Origin of the sequence: Chitinophaga sp. RCC_12, from assembly GCF_041360695.1 — a bacterium.
Classification (GTDB): Bacteria; Bacteroidota; Bacteroidia; order Chitinophagales; family Chitinophagaceae; genus Chitinophaga.
The window spans coordinates 88317-107347 of sequence record NZ_JBFUPS010000003.1 but is presented as its reverse complement, the minus strand read 5'-3'; the positions used below and the strand labels follow the sequence as shown (position 1 = coordinate 107347).

Below are 19031 nucleotides of genomic sequence, written 5' to 3'. Positions count from 1 at the left end.
CATCCATTTTGTTCATTTTACCCCCTAGATTTCAAATACCAATCCCTTACGTTTCAGGGCTTCATATTTTTCAGGATCGAAGCGATACAGGTGTGCGCCTTTTTTGGAGGAGGTTTTGTCTTTTTCCTCCAGTTTTTCCATCACATCCAGCGACAGGATCTTCTTCCGGAAGTTACGTTTATCGAGGGTTTTCTGGTAGATCTCTTCGTAGAGACTTCTCAGTTGCGAGAGGGTAAATTTCTCCGGCAGCAGTTCAAATCCAATGGGGTGGAACTGTGCATTGTTGCGGAGTGCGGCCAGTGCGTCTTCAATCATTTTTGTATGATCAAAGATCAGTTCCGGTATTTCGTGGAGTTCCAGCCAGTGCGCACCATGTTCACGGGCCAGCGGTTTATCGTGGTTTTTAATACGTATCAGGGCATAATAGGCAACAGATATTACCCTGGCGCCGGTATCACGGCCTACATTACCGTAGCAATGCAATTGGTTCATGTAAATATCATTCAACCCGGTGGTATGTTCCAGCACGCGGGCGGCCGCTTCATCGGTACTTTCATCTTCCTGCACAAAGCCGCCTACCAGTGACCATTCACCAGCCATAGGGGCAACTTTACGTTGCATAATCAATAATTTCAGGCGGCCCTCATCAAAACCGAAGATGATACAATCTACTGCCACCAGGTGTTTCGGGGCTTTAGCATAAAAAGAAGCAGCATTCATATAGGAATTTTAAAAGGCGGAAAATCTATCAAAAATAACAAAACCAACCTATTTTTTCGGCTTAAAACGACTGTATTCCATAGCCGGTATCTTACTTATCCCCAACAACGCTAACATATATACGAGTTGACCACGGTAAAAGGTACTACTGTTGCACACCTGCATGATCACATCCTGCACCGCTATTTTATAGTGCTCACTCTTTTTGAGGGTGTAGGCAACGGTGTGGTTCAGCCTTACCTCGCTGGCCTTTTGTACCCATTCTTCCAGTTGTGCCGACTGTGTAAGCCAGGCAGCGCAGGCTGCCGCAAAGCTCCCGCTGAAGCCCGCCGTAGGATCGGTTGTTTTCTCCGTGAGCTGTAAGCGTTGATACCAGAGGCTTTCCGTATGCCACAGGTGATAAACGGCCGCGCGCAATGTAGACAAACCTCCTCCCAGCTCCCGGTCCAGCTGTTCATCTGTTAGTTTAAGTAACCCCTTTGCCAGCTGCTGGTTTGCCCAGCAATTGTAAGCAGTATAATGCGCAAGCATATTTTTCATGTAAGAAGAGATTAATGCCGTTTCCATCCCAAACAACCTACAAATTACAATATTGTTTGTCATTTTAACCCACCGATATTTAGTTGCCGGTACGTGGGCATCCGTGTACGGGAATGCATGGCGGCGACAGACTTCGCAATTTTGATTAATTTGCAGCCTGCGGCCGGAGGCTGTTCCTGCAAACGGGTGTGTATAAACAAACGGCCAGGGTACCTGATTAATATAACAGATATGGAAGATATAACGTTAAGGGTTGCACGAAGAGAAGACAGTGCCAGGTTGATGGAACTGATCCGGGAACTGGCGGCGTATGAAAAAGCATCAGAAGAAGTAACGGTGAGCCAGGAACATTTTGAGGAAGCCGGATTTGGCCCCAACCCGGTGTGGAAGGCATTTGTAGCCTCCACTGCAGTTAACGGGCAGGAAGTGATCCACGGGTTTGCGCTGTATTATACCCGCTACTCTACCTGGAAAGGTTGCCGGATGTACCTGGAAGATATTATTGTTACAGAGAACTGGCGGGGCCGGGGCATCGGCAAGCTGCTGTTTGATCAGCTGATCATTGAAGCAAAGGAAAAGCAGTTCAGCGGCATCGTATTCCAGGTGTTGGAATGGAACACGCCTGCCATTAATTTCTACCAAAAATATACGGATAAATTTGATCCTGAATGGATTAATGTCAGCATAGAACTGCAATAATTTTCCGCTCATACAATTCCGGAACGGTATGTCGTTAATCCTCGTTAATATTGATGACATACCATTCCACTATGATTTTTATCCATGACTTCCGGACACTTTACAACGTACCCACACCCGACCTCTGCGACACTTTCAACGCGGCTTTCAGCGATTATATAGTACCGCTGCATCTCACTCCCTCTATACTGGAACAAAAGATGCAGGGCGAAAACCTGCTACGGGATTATTCTATCGGCGCCTTTGCCGGGAATTCACTTGGCGGCTTCATTTTACATGCTGTGGACGACAAAGCGCATCCAACCGTATTATACAACGGCGGCACCGGCATTATTCCCCAATACCGCGGCCAGCACCTCGTGCAGAAAATGTATGACCAGTTTATTCCTGCATACCAGCTGCAGGGTATCCGTAAAATAATACTGGAAGTAATCAGCACCAACCTTCCTGCCATCAAAGCATATACGAATACGGGGTTTCATAAAACCCGCACCATTCATTCTTTCAAAGGCAATATAAAAACGCATAAAAATCCGGCGGGCATCTCCATAAAAGAAAATACAACACCCGACTGGCCCCTGCTGGCTACGTTTATGGATATGATGCCCACCTGGTCCAACAGCGTGAGCAGCATACAGCGGGAAGCGCCTTTTACAGTGACCTGGGAAGCTACTGTGGACGGGCAAACGGCAGGCTTTATCAGTGTTCACAAAGATACCCGCAGAATCAGGAATATAGCGGTACACCCGGAGTTCCGCAGAAAAGGAGTAGGCAGCGCCTTATTGCAATACGCGGCCGATCAGTTTATGGGCGCGGCAGTGAGCATTATTAATATCGATGAACATTTTCCGGAGATCGACAAATTCCTGCAACAGGCGGGGTTGATGCATTACCTGTCGCAGTACGAGATGGAGATTGTATTATAGCGGATTTTGTCTTTCCCGCTGATTACGCTGATTTTATTGATTACTTTGATTTTACTTTTTGGATTTTTTAGAGGATTTTAAATGATTATGGGAGATATCAGCGAAAATATCCGCTTATATCTCCCATAATCATTTAAAATCAAAAAGTGATCAAATCAGCGTAATCAGTGTAATAAGTTTAATCCTGAGGAAGACAAAATCCGCTGCATTAATTAATCCCGTTTACCACCGTTTCCTTGTTGATTTTCTGGATCAGTCCCTGTAGTACTTTACCGGGGCCTACTTCGGTGAATTCTTTACCGCCGTCGGCCACCATAGCCTGAACGGATTGTGTCCATCTCACAGCGCCGGTTAACTGATCGATCAGGTTTTGTTTGATCTGTGCAGGTGCTGTTACGGCTACGGCTACCACGTTCTGGTATACCGGGCAGGAAGGATTATTGAAGGTGGTGGTGTTGATGGCTGCCTGTAACTCTTCTTTGGCAGAAGCCATTAAAGGAGAGTGGAACGCGCCACCTACCGGCAGGATCAGCGCTCTTTTGGCGCCGGCGGCCTTCATTCTTTCACAGGCAATTTCCACGCCTTTGAGGGTACCGGAAATTACCAGCTGGCCGGGACAATTATAATTGGCAGGTACTACTATTTCGCCCGTTTCGGCGGTAACAGCAGCACATATTTCTTCTACTTTAGCATCATCCAGGGCCAGTACTGCGGCCATGGTGGAGGGCTGCAGCTCACAGGCTTTCTGCATGGCATTGGCGCGGATAGCCACCAGTTTCAGGGCAGCTTCAAAGGACAATACGCCATTGGCTACGAGGGCGGAAAATTCCCCGAGGGAGTGACCTGCCACCATTTCGGGCCGGGAATGTTCCGTGCAGAGGAAGGCGATCACTGCATGCAGAAATACGGCTGGCTGTGTAACGTTGGTTTGTTTCAGGTCTTCCTCTGTACCATTGAACATGATATCAGAAATACGGAAGCCTAAAATGTCGTTTGCCTGTTCAAAAAGTTCTTTTGCTTTTGTGTTGGTGTCGTACAGATTTTTGCCCATACCCGGAAACTGGGAACCTTGTCCGGGAAATACGTAAGCATGCTTCATGTGGATATAAATTAATATTTTTTCAAATATAAATAAGAATTACGGATTTACAGGTAGCTGATAAATATAAATTACTATTATCATCTACCCATAAATCCGTAATCCGTAATATAAATTATTTTATTTGCTGATCAGTTTCATGAATTCGGCCCTGGTGGTACCATGTTCGAACTGGCCACTGAAAGCAGACGTGGTGGTAAGGGAATTTTGTTTTTGTACGCCGCGCATCATCATACAAAGGTGTTGCGCTTCAATTACCACTGCAACGCCCTGCGGCTGCAGGGTTTCCTGGATAGCATCCAGGATCTGGTGTGTTAAACGTTCCTGTACCTGTAAGCGGCGGGCATATACATCCACCACCCTGGCTATTTTGCTCAGGCCGGTGATATACCCGTTGGGGATATAGGCTACGTGGGCCTTTCCGAAGAAGGGCAGCATGTGATGTTCACACATAGAGTATAACTCGATGTCTTTTACAATCACCATTTCACTATATGCTTCGGTAAACTTCGCTCCTTCCAGTATTTCGCGCGCGTCCTGCTGATATCCCTGTGTGATGAACTGCATGGCTTTAGCCATCCGTTCAGGTGTTTTCAACAGTCCTTCCCTTTCAGGATCTTCCCCCAGCAGGTGCAGGCATTCTTTATAGTTTTCAACAAGACCGGACGTGATCTTTTCATCGTAACTCTCGTTCTTATTATACGCCATTCTTATATGATTTAACAAATGTCAAAGGCCGGTAATATACAGGCATTACTTGCCACCATAGTACTCTACGTAGATGCGCGGGGTTTCATACAGTTTGATACAATGCAGCTGCACTTCTGCAGGCAGGTGTTTGGCCAGCTGATCCCAGATAGCGATCGATAAATTTTCAGCGGAAGTGAATTTATCTTTCATAAAATCGACATCCATATTCAGGTTCCGGTGATCGATCTTTTCTATCACCGCATCCCGGATAATTACCCCTAAAGTCTTGGCATTAAATACAAAACCCGTTTCCGGATCAGGATTACCTTTTATAGTGACGTGCAGTTCGTAATTATGACCATGCCAGTTCTCGTTGGCGCATTTACCGAAAACCTCTTCGTTCTTTTCTTTGCTCCAGCCCGGGTTAGATAACTTATGCGCAGCATTGAAGTTCTCTACTCGCGTTAAATAAATCATTATTGCAAAAAATTTTTGCAAAAATACCACTATTAAGTGAGTAGAGCCAATTTATCCTAATTCCTGTCAATTGTTTTACATGGGGAGCAATCATTTTTGCTGTATTTTTACGGGATGAAAATATTGGTGACCGCGGCTACCACGCTGGAAATACAGCCTTTTTTACAGTACATCGACCAGCACATTCCGGCCCTTAAAGCCGCGAACTGCAATATAGACATACTGATTGCGGGTATTGGCATGATGCACACCGCTTTCAGCCTCGGGAGGCACCTGGTGGTAAACCGGCCCGATATAGCCATACAGGCGGGTATTGGCGGTAGTTTCCGCCACAGCTGGGAGCTGGGACAGGTGGTACTCATTAAACGCGAATACCTGGCCGACCTGGGCGCGGAAGACAATGATCAGTTTAAAGATTTATTTGATATACAGCTATGGCAGCCATCACAGCCGCCCTTCACCGGTAGCAGCCTGGTGAACACCTTTGCCGGATTGCCCGAAGTACCTCCCCTGCCCACTGCTACCGGGGTGAGCGTAAACCTGGTAAGCGGCAGCGAATCTACCATAACAAAGCTGGTGGCCAAATACGACCCCGACATAGAAAGCATGGAGGGCGCCGCCTTTCACTATGCCTGCCTGTTGGAAGAAATACCGTTTTTTCAGCTGCGAAGTATCTCTAACTATGTGGAAATCAGGGATAAAAGCAAATGGAAGATTCCCCTGGCAATAAAAACACTCAACGACGAACTGATAAAAACCGTGGAAACACTGGCCGGCATTTAACGACAGACTATAAAATTTTGATAGCTATGCATTTATCTTTAGGTTTTTCACCTTGCCCGAATGATACTTTCATTTTTGACGCACTGGTAAACAACAAAATAGACACCAGGGAATTTACCTTCGATACCCACCTGGAAGATGTGGAAACACTGAACAACTGGGCACTACAAGGCAAACTGGCCATTACAAAGCTGAGTTTTGCCGTATACCTCAAGGTAAAAGATCAATACGAACTGCTCAACAGCGGCAGTGCACTGGGACGTGGCTGCGGCCCCTTGCTCATTGCAAAGAAGGATATTCCCCGCGAAGAGATAAAAAATCTGACCATCGCCATTCCCGGAGAAAACACGACTGCCAACCTGCTGTTCTCCATCGCTTTCCCCGAAGCCACCAATAAAAAGGTAATGCTGTTTTCAGAAATTGAAAACGCAGTGCTGAACGGTGATGTGGACGCCGGCGTGATCATCCACGAAAACCGCTTCACTTACCAGCTCAAAGGCCTCGTAAAGCTGATGGACATGGGCGAGTACTGGGAACAAACCACCGGTAATCCTATCCCGCTGGGAGGCATCTTTATCCGTAAAGATGTGCCTGAAGCGACCCGTGCGCAACTGGATGCGCTGATCCATAAAAGCCTGCAAAACAGCTATACTACTTACCCTCAGCTGTCTGACTATGTGAAATCACACGCGCAGGAAATGGATGAATCCGTGATGCGCCAGCATATTGATCTGTATGTGAATGATTTCAGCTTAGACCTGGGCGAAGAAGGCAAAGCCGCCGTAGTAGCGCTGATGGAAGCAGCGGAAAAAATCCGCCCGTAAAGCAGCCGATTTTTTCGTTCTTTTGTTGCGGTATGATCGAGAATAAGGATACAGACCTGTGGAACAGGTTCCGGCAAGGAGAGGAACAGGCGCTATATACCTTGTATGAAAAGTATTATCACCTGCTCCTTTTCCTGGGCCTTAAAATATGCGCAAGAAGCGAACCGGTAAAGGATTGTATCCAACAGGTGTTTCTTTATTTCTGGGAGAAGAAAGAAGGACTGGATACCGTCACCAATGTACGCAGCTACATTATTACCTCCTTTAAACGCAAACTGTTATTACATCTTCAGCAGGAAAAAAAAGACAATGGTCTGTTGTCGCTATGGATGGATACAGAAACCGGCAGCGACATTCCTTCTGCTGAACAATTGCTGATGCAGCAACAACAAAACAAAGAAGCCATCGGACGTATACAGGAAGCCATATCTTTACTGAGTCCGAGACAGAAAGAACTAATTAACCTCCGCTTTTACGAAAACCGGAGCTACGACGAAATAACAGACATCACGGGCCTTACGCACCGCACTGTTTACAATCACTTGTACGAAGCACTGAAATCGCTCAAACAATCACTGGAACAGGATCTTAGATCCGGCAACCTGCATTTGAGAACTTTACTGCTGTTACTTCCCTTATAATTTCCCTGTTAGATTATTTTCAATAAAGCCTCTTTAAGATAAAATTTATCAAAATTTGAAAATTTACCGGTCCATACCCGGTAAAAGAGCAATGATTGTCGCTCTACTTTAAAAATAGATGGGGAATGCTGCCAAAGGACCTGACTGAATTAGACCTGCTGCTTGACGACACCTTCCTGCAATATATCCGGCGAAACAACGACACGGCTATTGCTAAATGGGAAAGCTATATCCTGCGGCATCCTGAAATAACAGGTAAGGTGGCAGCGGCAGTGGCGTTATATTATAACATCAATACGGTTGAGGCCGAAAAAGACAGGAAGGTACAGCTAAACAGGCTGCAACAGGCGATTAAACCCACTCATCCTGGCCGCATCCGGCGGATCAACTGGCGGCAGGTGGCCTGGCGCGCAGCAGCGGTACTCCTGCTGGTGGGAGGCGCTACCCTCCTATGGCCCCGGCTAAAGCCACGGAAGCCCGCAACGGTACCCAACACCTTCCTGGTGTATTCCAGCGAATGGGGACAACGGAAATTACTCACCTTACCGGATGGCTCTTCGGTAATTCTCAACGCTAATACAACCGTTAGGATTCCTTCTGATTACAGCAACCGGCACCGGCATGTAGAACTGGTAAAGGGCGCCGCTCTGTTTGATGTAAAAACAAATTCCGATGATCCGTTTATGGTAACCAGCAAACAGATACAAACCACTGTACTGGGGACTTCCTTCTTAATAAAATCTTATCCGTATGAGCCACAGTCGACCGTTTCCCTGCTCAGCGGAAAAGTAAAGGTAAGTGAGCAATCAGGTAAGGCAGATCCGCTCACTCTGGCGCCGGGAGAGCAGGCGCAGTGGATTGAATCTACCCGGAAAATGAGCAGGTCAACATTTGATACGATTGCATTACGCACCTGGAAATCAGGAAAATTAGTGTTCAACAATGCCAGCGCTTTTGAAGTTATACGTGAACTGGAAAATTGGTATGGAATACCATTCGAGGTAACCGGAAATTCATTATATGCCAAACGGTTCTCCGGCGCCTTCGACAACGATAAATTAGAAAAAGTTTTGAACATCTTTTGTTTTACAGCCGGATGTAGTTTTCAAATACAACCGGACAAAGTGCTGATTCAATTTTAATAACAAAGCGTTTCCACCAAAATCGCTAAACCGGGATCACATGCAGGCTGCCGGCGCCTGTGGTGACCATATCAACCATCATTAAAAAATCTGATGCATGACTTTTAATTATGCGCGCCTGCGTGCGCCGTTAAGCACTGCAGTAAAATGGCAGTTCCCTCTTTTGGTGTTGTTAATGCTGATGACCTGTATGCTATCATACGCGCAGCAAAGAAAATCAATAGCGCTCCGGGATGTGGCAATTTCTACCGCCTTCAAAAAAATTGAAAGCACCTACCAGGTAAAGTTCTTTTATGACGCCGCCACCTTACCCATCCGGCACGTTACCCTGGCCTTAAAAACCAGGAGCATCCGCGAAGTGCTGGCAGAGCTGGAAGATGCTTCCGGCCTTCAATTCCGGGTAAGCGGTAACATGATCGGCGTGGTAAAGCCTTACAACCCAACCGGCGTTACAAAGGCGCTACCTATGATAAGAGGAAGGGTAACCGACCGCCAGGGGCAGCCGCTGCCCGGCACCACCGTACGGGATATTATTACCGGCAAAGGCACTGTTACAGATGCCAACGGCATGTTCGCTGTTAGTGCTGAAGAAGGTCACCCGCTGCTGATCAGCAGCATTGGCTACCGCCAGAAAACGCAGGTAATATCCGGGAAAGAAAATCATATTGCGATGGAGGAAGATGCGACCAGTCTTGGTGGCGTAGTAGTAATGGGCTATACCAATAAACAAGCGGCTGAACTAACCGGCGCTGTGCAGAAAGTTTCGGGCGACCAGTTGCGCAGCTCTGTTTCTTCTTCCAACATCCTCTCTATGCTGAAAGCCAAAACCACCGGCATGTATATCGTGGAACCCAGCGCCGATGCCGGTGCGAGGGGACAGGTATTGCTGCGCGGCGAATCTTCCCTCCCATCCGGTACCAGCGCTTACTTTGGGCCGCTGATCGTTATCGACGGCGTGATTTCCAATTCGCAGAACCTGCAGGATGTAGTGAATCCGGCTGATGTGGAAAGCATTACTATCCTGAAAGATGCTGCGTCTACTGCCATCTATGGTTCACGCGCGGCGCAGGGAGTCATTGTGGTAACCACCAAAAAAGCTGCCGCCAACAGCGGGGTACATGTTACGCTGGATACCCGTTACGGCGCTATTAAACAGAACCGCGCCATCCGCATGATGAACACCACAGAAAGTACTGCGCTGATGGATAAAGTAATGCAACGCAGATGGGAGGAAACACCTTCTCTTCAGCAACAATTTCCTACTGCAGCGGATTTTATTCAGCAAAGAAGGATTTATACAGATGAAGATAAAACCAAGAACTTCGACTGGGAAAAAGCAATGTTTGATGATGGCGATTTTTCTGATATCAGCCTGGGACTTAACAGCGGCAACGATAAAACAATGGTGTACGCAGGCGTAAACTGGTACAAGGAGAAAGGCATTAACATTGGTAATACCTTCGACCGCCGTAACCTCCGGCTGAACCTTGTCCAGAACTTCTCCAAAAAAGTTTCCGGCGGATTGAATACCAGTGCCATCATCGATAAAACCATTTCCCGCAATGGTGTGCCGGCACTTTATATGACCCAGCCTTTTGTAACGCCTTACAATACGAATGGTACACTGGCCGACAGTATCCCGGTGAGGCAATCCAATAATTTTGGTGTTCCTTATACCACCTGGTCGCAGAACTTTTTAGCCGAAAAGAAATTCGATAATACCGCCGTTATAAACAACCAGCACTTCACCGGCACCGCGTGGCTTAGCTATCGCGTATTGCCCTGGTTAAGTCTTAAAACCACCAATACTATTGACTATATCAATACCCACCGGAACTCTTACCTGGATCCCCGCAGCTTCTCCGGGAAATATGGCGGTTATCCTTACCTGTTTGCTCCTGGCGCTGCTACTCCCAATGGAACGCTTACCATTGCAGATACCAGGTTCTTTAACTTTACCTCCACGAATACACTGAATGCTTCCAAACAGTTTGGACAGCACAGCCTGAATTTCCTGGCAGGAACAGAATGGGCAAGGCGTAATAGTGAAACCAGCAGTACAGATATGTATAATCTGCTGCCGGGTGAAAGAAACATGGGCGCAGCGAAAAATTTCGGCAGCGCTATCAATGTGGCATACAATTCCCCCTACCGGCCCTCCGGCGCCTATACAGAAAGAGCGAGTTTCTCCGCTTTTAGTGAATTAAATTATAACTATCTCGCCAAATACTATGCAGCGGCCTCCCTTCGTACTGATGCCTTTACCAACTTCGGCCGCAATAAAAGATACGGTACTTTTTATGCCGTAAGCGCCGGATGGCTGATCAACAAAGAAGCTTTCCTGGCAGATGTGAAAGCAATAGACCTGCTGAAGCTGAGAGTAGTGCACGGAACATCCGGAAGGGATGTAGGCGATGGCTACCTGAACCAAACCCTTTATGCTGCTGCCAGCAACTATACCTACGACAACATTAATAACATTGGCTCCGCCATCACGCAACTGGAAAATCCGGATATCAGCTGGGAAACTACTGTTAACAATACGGCCGGAATAGACCTCAGCTTATGGAAACGCGTGGAACTCACAGCAGACCTCTACTCCAAGCTCAGTAAAAACCTGCTGCAACAGGTATTCGTAGGTTCTGCACAAGGATCTTTCCAACAATATCAGAACGTAGGAGAAGTATTGAACAAAGGGCTGGAACTGATGCTGAACACCCGGAATATAGATGCCCGGAATTTCAGCTGGACCACCAACCTCAATGTGAGCTTTAATAAAAATACAATACAGAAATTATACAGCGATTCTCTTCTTGACAACTACAACCGCGCCTATTACCGCTATGAAGGAGAAGACCTGAATGTCATTAAAGCGATCCGTTATGCAGGTGTGAATCCCGATAACGGCGCTCCGCTGTTTGAAAATTACGACGCCTCCGGGAAGAAGCAGGTGGTAGAAGGCATTGGCGCCATGTCAGATATCCGCAATTACCAGACAGTTGGTTCTGCTACCCCTAAATTCTTTGGAGGTTTCACCAACACTTTTACCTACAAACAATTTTCCCTGAGTGCAGAGATGTGGTTCCAGGTAGGCAACTATACTGCTATGAGCCTTATCAACAACTTCCAGGATCCTGGTGCGCCGTTTCTTGGCAGGAACAATGTCAACTGGCAATCCAGCCAGAAAGTATGGCAACAACCCGGTGATAAAAATGCTAACTACCCTGATGTGTACAGCAGCAAGATGAATACCTGGCGGGCATTCGACAGCCGTTCATCGCTGGTGTATGGAAACGCCAGTCATATCCGCATGCGTAACATCAGGATTGGATACGATCTTGCTCAGAAAACACTGGCAAAGATCCGCGCGCAGCGTGCAGGCGTATTCGTTAGCATGGACAATGTTTTTGTTATCAAACGTAAAGACTATGTAGGGGCAGATCCCGAAGGCGCCTCCATCGGCACGTCCACTTCCTATGGCGGAGTAGGTATCGGGAACGCAAATCCACGGCGCATTACTGCCGGTCTTAATGTTACATTCTAAACTACTGAAAAATGAAGCGTACAATAATAATAGCCGCCATCAGCCTTATTTCATTAAGCGCCTGCAATAAACAACTCGATGAATTACGTCCGCATAACGTGATCAACGAAGATGCCCAGTTCAGTACCCCTGAAGGATTTTCCCAGGCAGCACTGGGTTTGTATCCCATGATCACTTCGGGTGTTGCCATGGAAAACAGCAGCTTTGGATATGGTGATGTTACGATGTTCCTCTCGGAAACACACGGTAACAATATCCGTTCACTCGATCTGGGCCCGAACCGTTACTCCGATGCGTTCGACTATACCAACTCGCCGGATAAAGACCATAGCTGGACTTACTACTTATGGAGAGGAAGTTACTTTACCATCCTGCACGCCAACAAGCTGCTGGATAATGTAACCAAAGAGGAACAACGTCCCGCCGTTTTGCAGGCGAAAGCAGAAGCGTTGTTTGTAAGGGCGTTTGTATACTTTAACCTGGTGCGTTTTTATGCAAAGCCGTACTACCAGGATGCAGCAGGATCGCCTGGTGTAATGCTTATTACCACGGCGGCCAACGGCACCGGTTATCAGCCTGCGCGTGCCAGTGTTAAAGCCGTGTATGAGCAGATAGTTTCGGATCTGGAAACAGCTATCCCCTTGTTTAACCAGGAAAAGTCCAACAGCTTCGCCGGTAAAATGAGCGCCGCTGCTTTGTTGTCACGCGTGTACCTTTATATGGGCGGCACGTTTCAGCAACCCGACGCCACTTTTAACCAGCAGGCAGTGAGTTATGCTGACCAGGTGATTAACAGTAACAAGTACACCCTGCTCACCAGCAACGACTACCGGGCTTACTACAACAGCAGCAATGCCGCCAATAAGGAAGATATTTTTGCAGGCAATACGGATTATGGCAGCACCTCTATCAGCCAACAGTACGCCTATCCGCCGCAGATCAATTATACGGGCGGTTACTACCGTCCTTCTCCCGATTTGCTGACGCGGATCAGCACAACAGATCTGCGCACATCGCACTATAAAGTAAACGTAACTCCCGGCTTTCCAAACGACAGCATTGCCACGGCCAAGTACATGTACCTGTACACCGCCATCTACAGCAAATCGCCGTTCCGGTACATCCGCCTCGCGGAAGTATACCTGAACCGTGCAGAAGCCAATGCCAAGCTCGGCAAAAAAGATCTTGCACTGGCCGATCTGAATATCATCCGCAACCGCGCAGGCCTTGCCTCCGTAGATCTTTCCGGGCAGGCACTGCTGGACGAAATCCTCCTGCAACGGCGTCTGGAACTTGCCTTTGAAGGGCATAGTGGTTTTGATTTTTTCAGAAACGGATTACCGATGGTACGCAACTATACTTCTGCCAGCAGCGGCGCCATGACGATCGCCGCCACCAGCCCGAAGATATTACTGCGTATTCCACAGGAAGAAATTATCCTCAATCCTAATCTTACACAAAACGAACAATAGCATTATGAAAAAAATAATTTGCGTACTATCGTTACCGTTAGCATTCAGTCAGCTGGTAACCGCACAACAAAAATTCAGTATAACCGGTACCGTTACCGGCAATGCGCCCGTGAAATACTACCTGCAGTATAGCAATGGTACGAAATACATTACCGATAGCGCTGAAGTTAAAAATGGCAGGTTCGGCTTTGCGGGTACTTTATCGCAGCCTTCACCCGGCGTGTTTTCTGCAGCGCTGATCAACAACATGACCGGCAACAAAAAAGAGCAGGCTTACCTGTTCCTGGAACCCGCCGCCATGACGATCACTATCACAAACGGTGACCTCAGTACCACCGTTCTGAAAGGTTCCGTAAGTAATGACGAAAATGTACAACTGGAGAAAGAAAGAGAAATCGCTACTGTAAAATACCAGCCATTACTGGAAGCATTACGGAATGAAAAAGATCACGACAAAGCCGGGGCTATCCGCGAGCAACTGGCGCCTTACTTTGAGACAAACAACCAGTTGTCCAGGAAATTTATCCGGGAACATCCTAATTCTTTCCTGAGTATTTATCTCATGCGTTTCCAGGTAGGCAGCATGACATTGGATTCTGCCAAATATTATTACAACGGCTTAAGCACCGCTTTAAAACAAAGTAAAAATGGTGTGGAGATAGCCCAGGAGATAAAAAAAATTGAACAAGGTTCTCCGGGCAGCGTTGCTTTTAATTTCAGTAAAGCAGATATCAATGGCCAGCCACTCAGTTTATCCGATTTCAAAGGAAAATATGTATTGGTGGATTTCTGGGCCAGCTGGTGCGTGCCGTGCCGCGCGGGCAATCCACACCTGCTGGAACTATACAAACAATACAAGGATAAAGGTTTTGAAGTGATCAGCGTGTCTGATGACGACCGCAATCATGACGCCTGGAAAAAAGCAGTGGAAAAAGATGGTATTGGTGTATGGAAACATGTGCTGCGCGGACTGGACATGAATAAACGCCTGAAGAATGAACCTAACCCGGATGATATCAGTGAACACTTCGGCATTCATTCTTTGCCTACCCAGATATTAATTGATCCGAAAGGGATAATTATAGCCCGCTATGGCGGCGGCGGAGAAGAACATGAGGCATTAGACGTTAAGTTGAAAGAAGTATTTAACCACTAATATTCACCATAAAAAAGCAGTGGAGATGAATGATCATCTCCATTGCTTTTTTATTATTTCTTCAGCGCTTTTCCATATACTTCCAATGCGCACCGGCGTGCTTCTTCATGCAACACGATCGGTTTAGCATATTCAAACCCTTCAAATTCCGGCACCCACTTACGGATATATTTTAAGTCTTTATCAAACTTCTGCGTTTGCAGCGTGGGATTAAACACCCTGAAATAAGGCGCAGCATCACATCCCGAACCGGCTGCCCATTGCCAGCCACCGTTATTTGCGGCGAGATCATAGTCTAATAGTTTAGCGGCAAAATAAGCTTCGCCCCAACGCCAGTCGATCAGTAAATGCTTGGTTAAAAAACTGGCGGTAATCATGCGAACACGGTTATGCATGAACCCCTTAGTGTTCAGTTCCCGCATACCGGCATCCACTATCGGGTACCCGGTTTGTCCTTCACACCATTTCTCAAACTCCGCTTCATTATTACGCCATACTATCTTATCATATTCTTTCTTAAAAGAATTTCCTACCACATGAGGAAAATGCCAAAGGATCATCTGGTAAAACTCCCGCCAGATCAATTCCTTTGCAAAAGTGGCATTGAGCTGCATGGCCTGCTGCATCAATGCGCGAATGCTTACCGTACCAAAACGCAGATGGACCCCTAATCTGGAGGTACCATTCATGGAAGGGAAATCACGGGTTTCATCGTAGTGTTTAATCAGTGCTTCTTTCAGGCCTTTTGCAGGAAAGTGTTTTTCACCCGTTGTAAATCCCATCTCTTTTAAGGAGGGAATTTTTACAGGTGATTGTTTAAAAAGATGCTGATAATATTTTTTACAGGGATAAGGCTTCAGATGAAAAAAGGTGAGGGTATCGTGCCATTTCCTGCTGTAAGGTGTAAATATCGTATATGGATCACCGTTATCTTTCAGTACTTCTTCTTTTTCAAGTATCACCTGGTCTTTGTAACTGTGAAAAGAAATCCCTTGTTCGCTGAGTTGCTTTGCTATGGCAGCATCCCGGTTTCTTGCATAGGGTTCATAATCATGATTTGTGTATACGTTGGCTACGTTGTATTTGCTGGTCCAGTGCGCAAAAGCAGCCTGCGGAGTACCATAAAAAATGTCCATTGAGGAACCCAGCTGTTGCAGTTGTTGCTGCATATCCTCCAGTACTTCGTGAATAAAGGTGAGCCTGCGATCCTGTTTATCTTCCAGGTCATTGAGAATGTGGGTATCAAAAACAAATACCGGTACTACCGGGTTTCCGGCACGTAAAGCATAATAGAAAGCGGCCTGGTCGTCCAGCCGCAGATCACGGCGAAACCAGCATAAACTGATTTTTTGTTCCATGTTAACGGTGATTTTTACAGCATGCTTTCATGTAATACCTCGTGCAAAATAGCGGCGGTGGCGTTACCATAGCTGCTGTCGCGGAAGAGGCCCACCCAACGGATGCCATAGATGGCGTTGGTTAAAAATATTTCATCCGCATTTTCGAGGTCTTCTATATTGAGTGGTTTTTCTTCTATTTTGAATGGCAGTTCTGTTTTCAGCAAGAACTTGCGCATTACGCCGCACACACCGCCTTCAGACAGCGGTGGCGTATAAAGTACTTTATCCCGCACAATAAATACATTGGCGATGGTGCTGTCGGCAACTCTTCCATATGGATTAAGCAATATCGCCTCGTTCAGCCGATGCTGCTTGGCATACATCGCAGCCATTACATAGGGCAGGCAGTTATTTGATTTAATAGCGGATAATTTATCACAGCTCTTTTTTACATCCGGGAAGATGTCTGTTACGAGTCCGTTATCGTTTAATTCCAATACTGTTCTGCTTAATTCCCAGCATTGAATAATGTAGTTTGGTAAGTTATTGATGGGATCGTATAAGCCGCCATCGGAGCGGAAGATAGCCAGCCGTACGCGGGCCATCTGGGATATATCATTTTTATTGCAGAGTTCCAGTATCTGCTTAACAAAATATGCTTTGGTAAAATGTATGGGGATATCAAAATGCAGCAGGTGTAAACTGGCGAGCATCCGTTCAAAGTGCAGGTCAGCCAGCAACACTTGTCCCTGGTATACTTTCAGGGTTTCAAAGAAGCCATCCCCGTATCTGAAAGATCGATTATCTGCCGTAAAAATCGGGTCGGCTGCAGGAATATATTTACCGTTATAACAGAGAAATCCAACTTGCACCTCGAACTATTTTAGCAGTTTGAAAGGTACCAATTATTTAGGTATTTTTAAGTTTAGAGATTTAGACATTTTGTTTCAGTGAAGTATGTATTCCAAAAACAAAACATCTAAATCCCTATACAGGTTACGTATTATTTACGGAGTTGCAATCCTCCGAAATGCAGACATACAAAGCCATCCGGCTGATGCGAAGGTTCCATGCTTCCCTTAAATTTTCATCTCCGGAATATCACCTTCAATGATCAGCTTACCGGCAGTTTTAGAGCGGATTTCTTCGACGGTAACACCGGGTGCCCGTTCAAGAAGCTTAAACCCATCGGGCGTTACATCCAGCACCGCCAGCTCTGTAACAATTTTCTTTACACAGTTGACACCGGTAAGCGGTAAGGTACAAGCCGGCAGCAGTTTGCTTTCTCCTTTTGGATTGGTATGCATCATGGCTACAATGATGTTCCTGGCGGATGCCACCAGGTCCATAGCGCCACCCATGCCTTTCACCATTTTACCCGGAATTTTCCAGTTGGCAATATCGCCGGTATCGGAAACTTCCATGGCGCCCAATACGGTAAGATCTACCTTGCCGGCGCGGATCATACCAAAGCTTTCTGCGGAATCAAAGAAACTGCCACCGGGCAGCAGGGTAACTGTTTCCTTTCCTGCATTAATCAGGTCTGCGTCAACGTCATCAGCGGCAGGATACGGTCCCATACCGAGTATCCCGTTTTCAGACTGCAGCATAATAGAAACTCCGGCTGGTATATAGTTGGATACCAGCGTAGGAATACCAATACCCAGGTTTACATACATACCATCCTGCAGTTCCTGTGCAATTCTTTTGGCGATACCATATTTATCGAGCGGCATAAAATATCAGATTTGAAGAGTGGAGAATTGGATGAACTAGATCTTAACTGTTCTGCGTTCGATCCGTTTTTCATAGTTGCCGCCTTTGAAAATGCGGCGTACGTAGATACCCGGCACATGTACCTGGTCGGGTTCCAGTTCTCCGGGCTGCACCAGTTCCTCCACTTCAGCAATGGTGATTTGTCCTGCCCTGGCCATGGATGTACTGAAATTCCTGGTGGTTTTACGGAATACGAGGTTGCCCAACGTGTCTCCTTTCCAGGCTTTTACAATAGCGTAATCGGCGTGCAGCGCCAGTTCCATCAGGTGAGGCTTGCCATCGAATACCCGTACTTCTTTTCCTTCAGCGATCTCGGTTCCGTAGCCGGCGGGCGTAAAAAAAGCAGGAATCCCCATGCCTGCCATCTGGATACGCGTAGCCAGTGTTCCCTGTGGAATGAGGTCTACTTCCAGCTCTCCGGCCAGCAGTTGTCTTTCAAATTCTGCATTTTCACCAACGTAGGAAGACATCATTTTCCTGATCTGCCTGGTTTTCAGCAGCAGGCCAAGACCAAAATCATCTACTCCTGCGTTATTGGAAATACAGGTCAGATCTTTCACTCCTTTTTTTACCAGGGCGGTAATACAATTCTCCGGAATGCCACACAAACCAAACCCTCCCAGCATCAGTACCGCTCCATCCCGGATATCTTGTATGGCTTCATCGGCATTTGCTACTACTTTGTTCATGTTTTGGTGTTTTATAGATTAGGGCTGCCGCTTGATAAAAGGCCGGGGTGTATCCGCCTTCGGCAGCAATAGTACGCTGTCTGCATAGGGGAAAATGCTTTTCATACGAAACCGGAGCGGTGCATTTTCATCGATTGGATTGGGCAACCGCTGTTTCCTGGAAGCAATATCTGTTTGTACCATCTGGAAAACTTCCTTCAGCCTGTTGGGATGACTTTCGTAATACCGGTAGCTTTCCATAAATTCCTTCACGCTTACTTTATGCAGGTCCAGTATCTGTTTATAATAGGTTTTTACTTTCTCCTGCCGGAGGGAATCAAAATTGGGCGTATAAGTAACCTGCATTTGTTGCTCATTGCTGTAGGCATCTGCAATAGACATATCTACCAGGATACCTGTCATACGTTCCTTTGAAATATATTTACCCGGCACCTGGTCGCTGTTGGCACAGGCAACCAGGAATACCACTAACAAAGCCAGGGAGGCGTATTTCATCATCATATTCATCATAGC

Annotated in this window: 19 protein-coding genes; 9 read left to right on the top strand and 10 right to left on the bottom strand. The window is 46.7% G+C overall.

Annotated elements, in window-relative coordinates; translation table 11 throughout:
* Window positions 1–24: 24 nt before the first annotated feature.
* Window positions 25–720 carry an NUDIX domain-containing protein gene (locus AB6805_RS10250; RefSeq protein WP_370909330.1) on the bottom strand — a complete coding sequence of 232 codons (696 nt, stop codon included), beginning with the start codon at window positions 718–720 and terminating at the stop codon, window positions 25–27.
* A gap of 48 nt (window positions 721–768) precedes the next feature.
* Entirely contained in the window at window positions 769–1260 is a 492-nt protein-coding gene (locus tag AB6805_RS10245; RefSeq protein WP_370909329.1) for a DinB family protein, read from the bottom strand.
* A 231-nt stretch (window positions 1261–1491) separates the two neighbouring features.
* On the opposite strand from AB6805_RS10245, the gene AB6805_RS10240 reads away from it, so the two are divergent.
* Entirely contained in the window at window positions 1492–1959 is a 468-nt protein-coding gene (locus AB6805_RS10240) for an N-acetyltransferase family protein (RefSeq protein WP_370909328.1), read from the top strand.
* Between the two features lie 71 nt (window positions 1960–2030).
* Window positions 2031–2885 carry a GNAT family N-acetyltransferase gene (locus AB6805_RS10235; protein ID WP_370909327.1) on the top strand — a complete coding sequence of 285 codons (855 nt, stop codon included), beginning with the start codon at window positions 2031–2033 and terminating at the stop codon, window positions 2883–2885.
* A gap of 208 nt (window positions 2886–3093) precedes the next feature.
* On the opposite strand, the gene fabD is transcribed toward AB6805_RS10235, so the two are convergent.
* The 3 genes from fabD to AB6805_RS10220 all read right to left on the bottom strand — a co-directional run bounded on the left by fabD (window position 3094) and on the right by AB6805_RS10220 (window position 5151).
* Window positions 3094–3984, bottom strand: a complete 891-nt coding sequence (gene fabD / locus AB6805_RS10230; RefSeq protein ID WP_370909326.1) for an ACP S-malonyltransferase — start codon at window positions 3982–3984, stop codon at window positions 3094–3096.
* 120 nt (window positions 3985–4104) lie between these two features.
* Complete coding sequence (gene folE / locus AB6805_RS10225) at window positions 4105–4692, bottom strand: GTP cyclohydrolase I FolE (protein WP_370909325.1); 588 nt, start codon at window positions 4690–4692, stop codon at window positions 4105–4107.
* A 45-nt stretch (window positions 4693–4737) separates the two neighbouring features.
* On the bottom strand, window positions 4738–5151 hold the full coding sequence (locus AB6805_RS10220; protein WP_079469374.1) for a 6-carboxytetrahydropterin synthase: 414 nt from the start codon (window positions 5149–5151) through the stop codon (window positions 4738–4740).
* A 114-nt stretch (window positions 5152–5265) separates the two neighbouring features.
* Here AB6805_RS10220 and mqnB point away from each other — a divergent pair, with 114 nt between their 5' ends.
* The 7 genes from mqnB (at window position 5266) to AB6805_RS10185 (ending at window position 14713) form a co-directional block, all read left to right on the top strand.
* Window positions 5266–5934: a futalosine hydrolase gene (gene mqnB, locus AB6805_RS10215; RefSeq protein WP_370909324.1), complete on the top strand. Its 669-nt coding sequence runs from the start codon at window positions 5266–5268 to the stop codon at window positions 5932–5934.
* Window positions 5935–5960: 26 nt separating this feature from the next.
* Window positions 5961–6758, top strand: a complete 798-nt coding sequence (locus AB6805_RS10210; protein ID WP_370909323.1) for a 1,4-dihydroxy-6-naphthoate synthase — start codon at window positions 5961–5963, stop codon at window positions 6756–6758.
* 32 nt (window positions 6759–6790) lie between these two features.
* Window positions 6791–7399 (top strand): RNA polymerase sigma factor, encoded by a 609-nt coding sequence (locus AB6805_RS10205; RefSeq protein WP_370909322.1) that lies wholly within the window; start codon window positions 6791–6793, stop codon window positions 7397–7399.
* Window positions 7400–7524: 125 nt separating this feature from the next.
* Complete coding sequence (locus AB6805_RS10200) at window positions 7525–8541, top strand: FecR family protein (RefSeq protein ID WP_370909321.1); 1017 nt, start codon at window positions 7525–7527, stop codon at window positions 8539–8541.
* A 97-nt stretch (window positions 8542–8638) separates the two neighbouring features.
* Entirely contained in the window at window positions 8639–12085 is a 3447-nt protein-coding gene (locus tag AB6805_RS10195) for a SusC/RagA family TonB-linked outer membrane protein (RefSeq protein WP_370909320.1), read from the top strand.
* A gap of 11 nt (window positions 12086–12096) precedes the next feature.
* Window positions 12097–13557 (top strand): RagB/SusD family nutrient uptake outer membrane protein, encoded by a 1461-nt coding sequence (locus AB6805_RS10190; RefSeq protein WP_370909319.1) that lies wholly within the window; start codon window positions 12097–12099, stop codon window positions 13555–13557.
* 4 nt (window positions 13558–13561) lie between these two features.
* Entirely contained in the window at window positions 13562–14713 is a 1152-nt protein-coding gene (locus AB6805_RS10185) for a TlpA disulfide reductase family protein (RefSeq protein WP_370909318.1), read from the top strand.
* A gap of 53 nt (window positions 14714–14766) precedes the next feature.
* Here the strand turns inward: AB6805_RS10185 and AB6805_RS10180 are convergent, their stop codons facing one another.
* The 5 genes from AB6805_RS10180 to AB6805_RS10160 form a co-directional block, all read right to left on the bottom strand.
* Window positions 14767–16071: a deoxyribodipyrimidine photo-lyase gene (locus AB6805_RS10180; RefSeq protein WP_370909317.1), complete on the bottom strand. Its 1305-nt coding sequence runs from the start codon at window positions 16069–16071 to the stop codon at window positions 14767–14769.
* Between the two features lie 14 nt (window positions 16072–16085).
* A complete protein-coding gene (locus tag AB6805_RS10175) occupies window positions 16086–16925 on the bottom strand; it encodes an aminotransferase class IV (protein WP_370909316.1) in 840 nt (279 codons plus the stop codon).
* A 207-nt stretch (window positions 16926–17132) separates the two neighbouring features.
* Window positions 17133–17789 (bottom strand): 3-oxoacid CoA-transferase subunit B, encoded by a 657-nt coding sequence (locus AB6805_RS10170; protein WP_370909315.1) that lies wholly within the window; start codon window positions 17787–17789, stop codon window positions 17133–17135.
* A gap of 36 nt (window positions 17790–17825) precedes the next feature.
* Window positions 17826–18518 carry a CoA transferase subunit A gene (locus AB6805_RS10165; protein ID WP_370909314.1) on the bottom strand — a complete coding sequence of 231 codons (693 nt, stop codon included), beginning with the start codon at window positions 18516–18518 and terminating at the stop codon, window positions 17826–17828.
* 18 nt (window positions 18519–18536) lie between these two features.
* A complete protein-coding gene (locus AB6805_RS10160) occupies window positions 18537–19028 on the bottom strand; it encodes a DUF4296 domain-containing protein (protein WP_370909313.1) in 492 nt (163 codons plus the stop codon).
* Window positions 19029–19031 lie beyond the last annotated feature (3 nt).

Coding starts and splice junctions, on each gene's coding strand:
- AB6805_RS10240 (WP_370909328.1), top strand. CDS start 1,492: ATGGAAGATATAACGTTAAGGGTTGCACGAAGAGAAGACAGTGCCAGG.
- AB6805_RS10250 (WP_370909330.1), bottom strand. CDS start 720: ATGAATGCTGCTTCTTTTTATGCTAAAGCCCCGAAACACCTGGTGGCA.
- mqnB (WP_370909324.1), top strand. CDS start 5,266: ATGAAAATATTGGTGACCGCGGCTACCACGCTGGAAATACAGCCTTTT.
- AB6805_RS10210 (WP_370909323.1), top strand. CDS start 5,961: ATGCATTTATCTTTAGGTTTTTCACCTTGCCCGAATGATACTTTCATT.
- folE (WP_370909325.1), bottom strand. CDS start 4,692: ATGGCGTATAATAAGAACGAGAGTTACGATGAAAAGATCACGTCCGGT.
- AB6805_RS10170 (WP_370909315.1), bottom strand. CDS start 17,789: ATGCCGCTCGATAAATATGGTATCGCCAAAAGAATTGCACAGGAACTG.
- AB6805_RS10220 (WP_079469374.1), bottom strand. CDS start 5,151: ATGATTTATTTAACGCGAGTAGAGAACTTCAATGCTGCGCATAAGTTA.
- AB6805_RS10160 (WP_370909313.1), bottom strand. CDS start 19,028: ATGATGAATATGATGATGAAATACGCCTCCCTGGCTTTGTTAGTGGTA.
- AB6805_RS10235 (WP_370909327.1), top strand. CDS start 2,031: ATGATTTTTATCCATGACTTCCGGACACTTTACAACGTACCCACACCC.
- AB6805_RS10195 (WP_370909320.1), top strand. CDS start 8,639: ATGACTTTTAATTATGCGCGCCTGCGTGCGCCGTTAAGCACTGCAGTA.
- AB6805_RS10165 (WP_370909314.1), bottom strand. CDS start 18,518: ATGAACAAAGTAGTAGCAAATGCCGATGAAGCCATACAAGATATCCGG.
- fabD (WP_370909326.1), bottom strand. CDS start 3,984: ATGAAGCATGCTTACGTATTTCCCGGACAAGGTTCCCAGTTTCCGGGT.
- AB6805_RS10205 (WP_370909322.1), top strand. CDS start 6,791: ATGATCGAGAATAAGGATACAGACCTGTGGAACAGGTTCCGGCAAGGA.
- AB6805_RS10185 (WP_370909318.1), top strand. CDS start 13,562: ATGAAAAAAATAATTTGCGTACTATCGTTACCGTTAGCATTCAGTCAG.
- AB6805_RS10180 (WP_370909317.1), bottom strand. CDS start 16,071: ATGGAACAAAAAATCAGTTTATGCTGGTTTCGCCGTGATCTGCGGCTG.
- AB6805_RS10245 (WP_370909329.1), bottom strand. CDS start 1,260: ATGAAAAATATGCTTGCGCATTATACTGCTTACAATTGCTGGGCAAAC.
- AB6805_RS10200 (WP_370909321.1), top strand. CDS start 7,525: ATGCTGCCAAAGGACCTGACTGAATTAGACCTGCTGCTTGACGACACC.
- AB6805_RS10190 (WP_370909319.1), top strand. CDS start 12,097: ATGAAGCGTACAATAATAATAGCCGCCATCAGCCTTATTTCATTAAGC.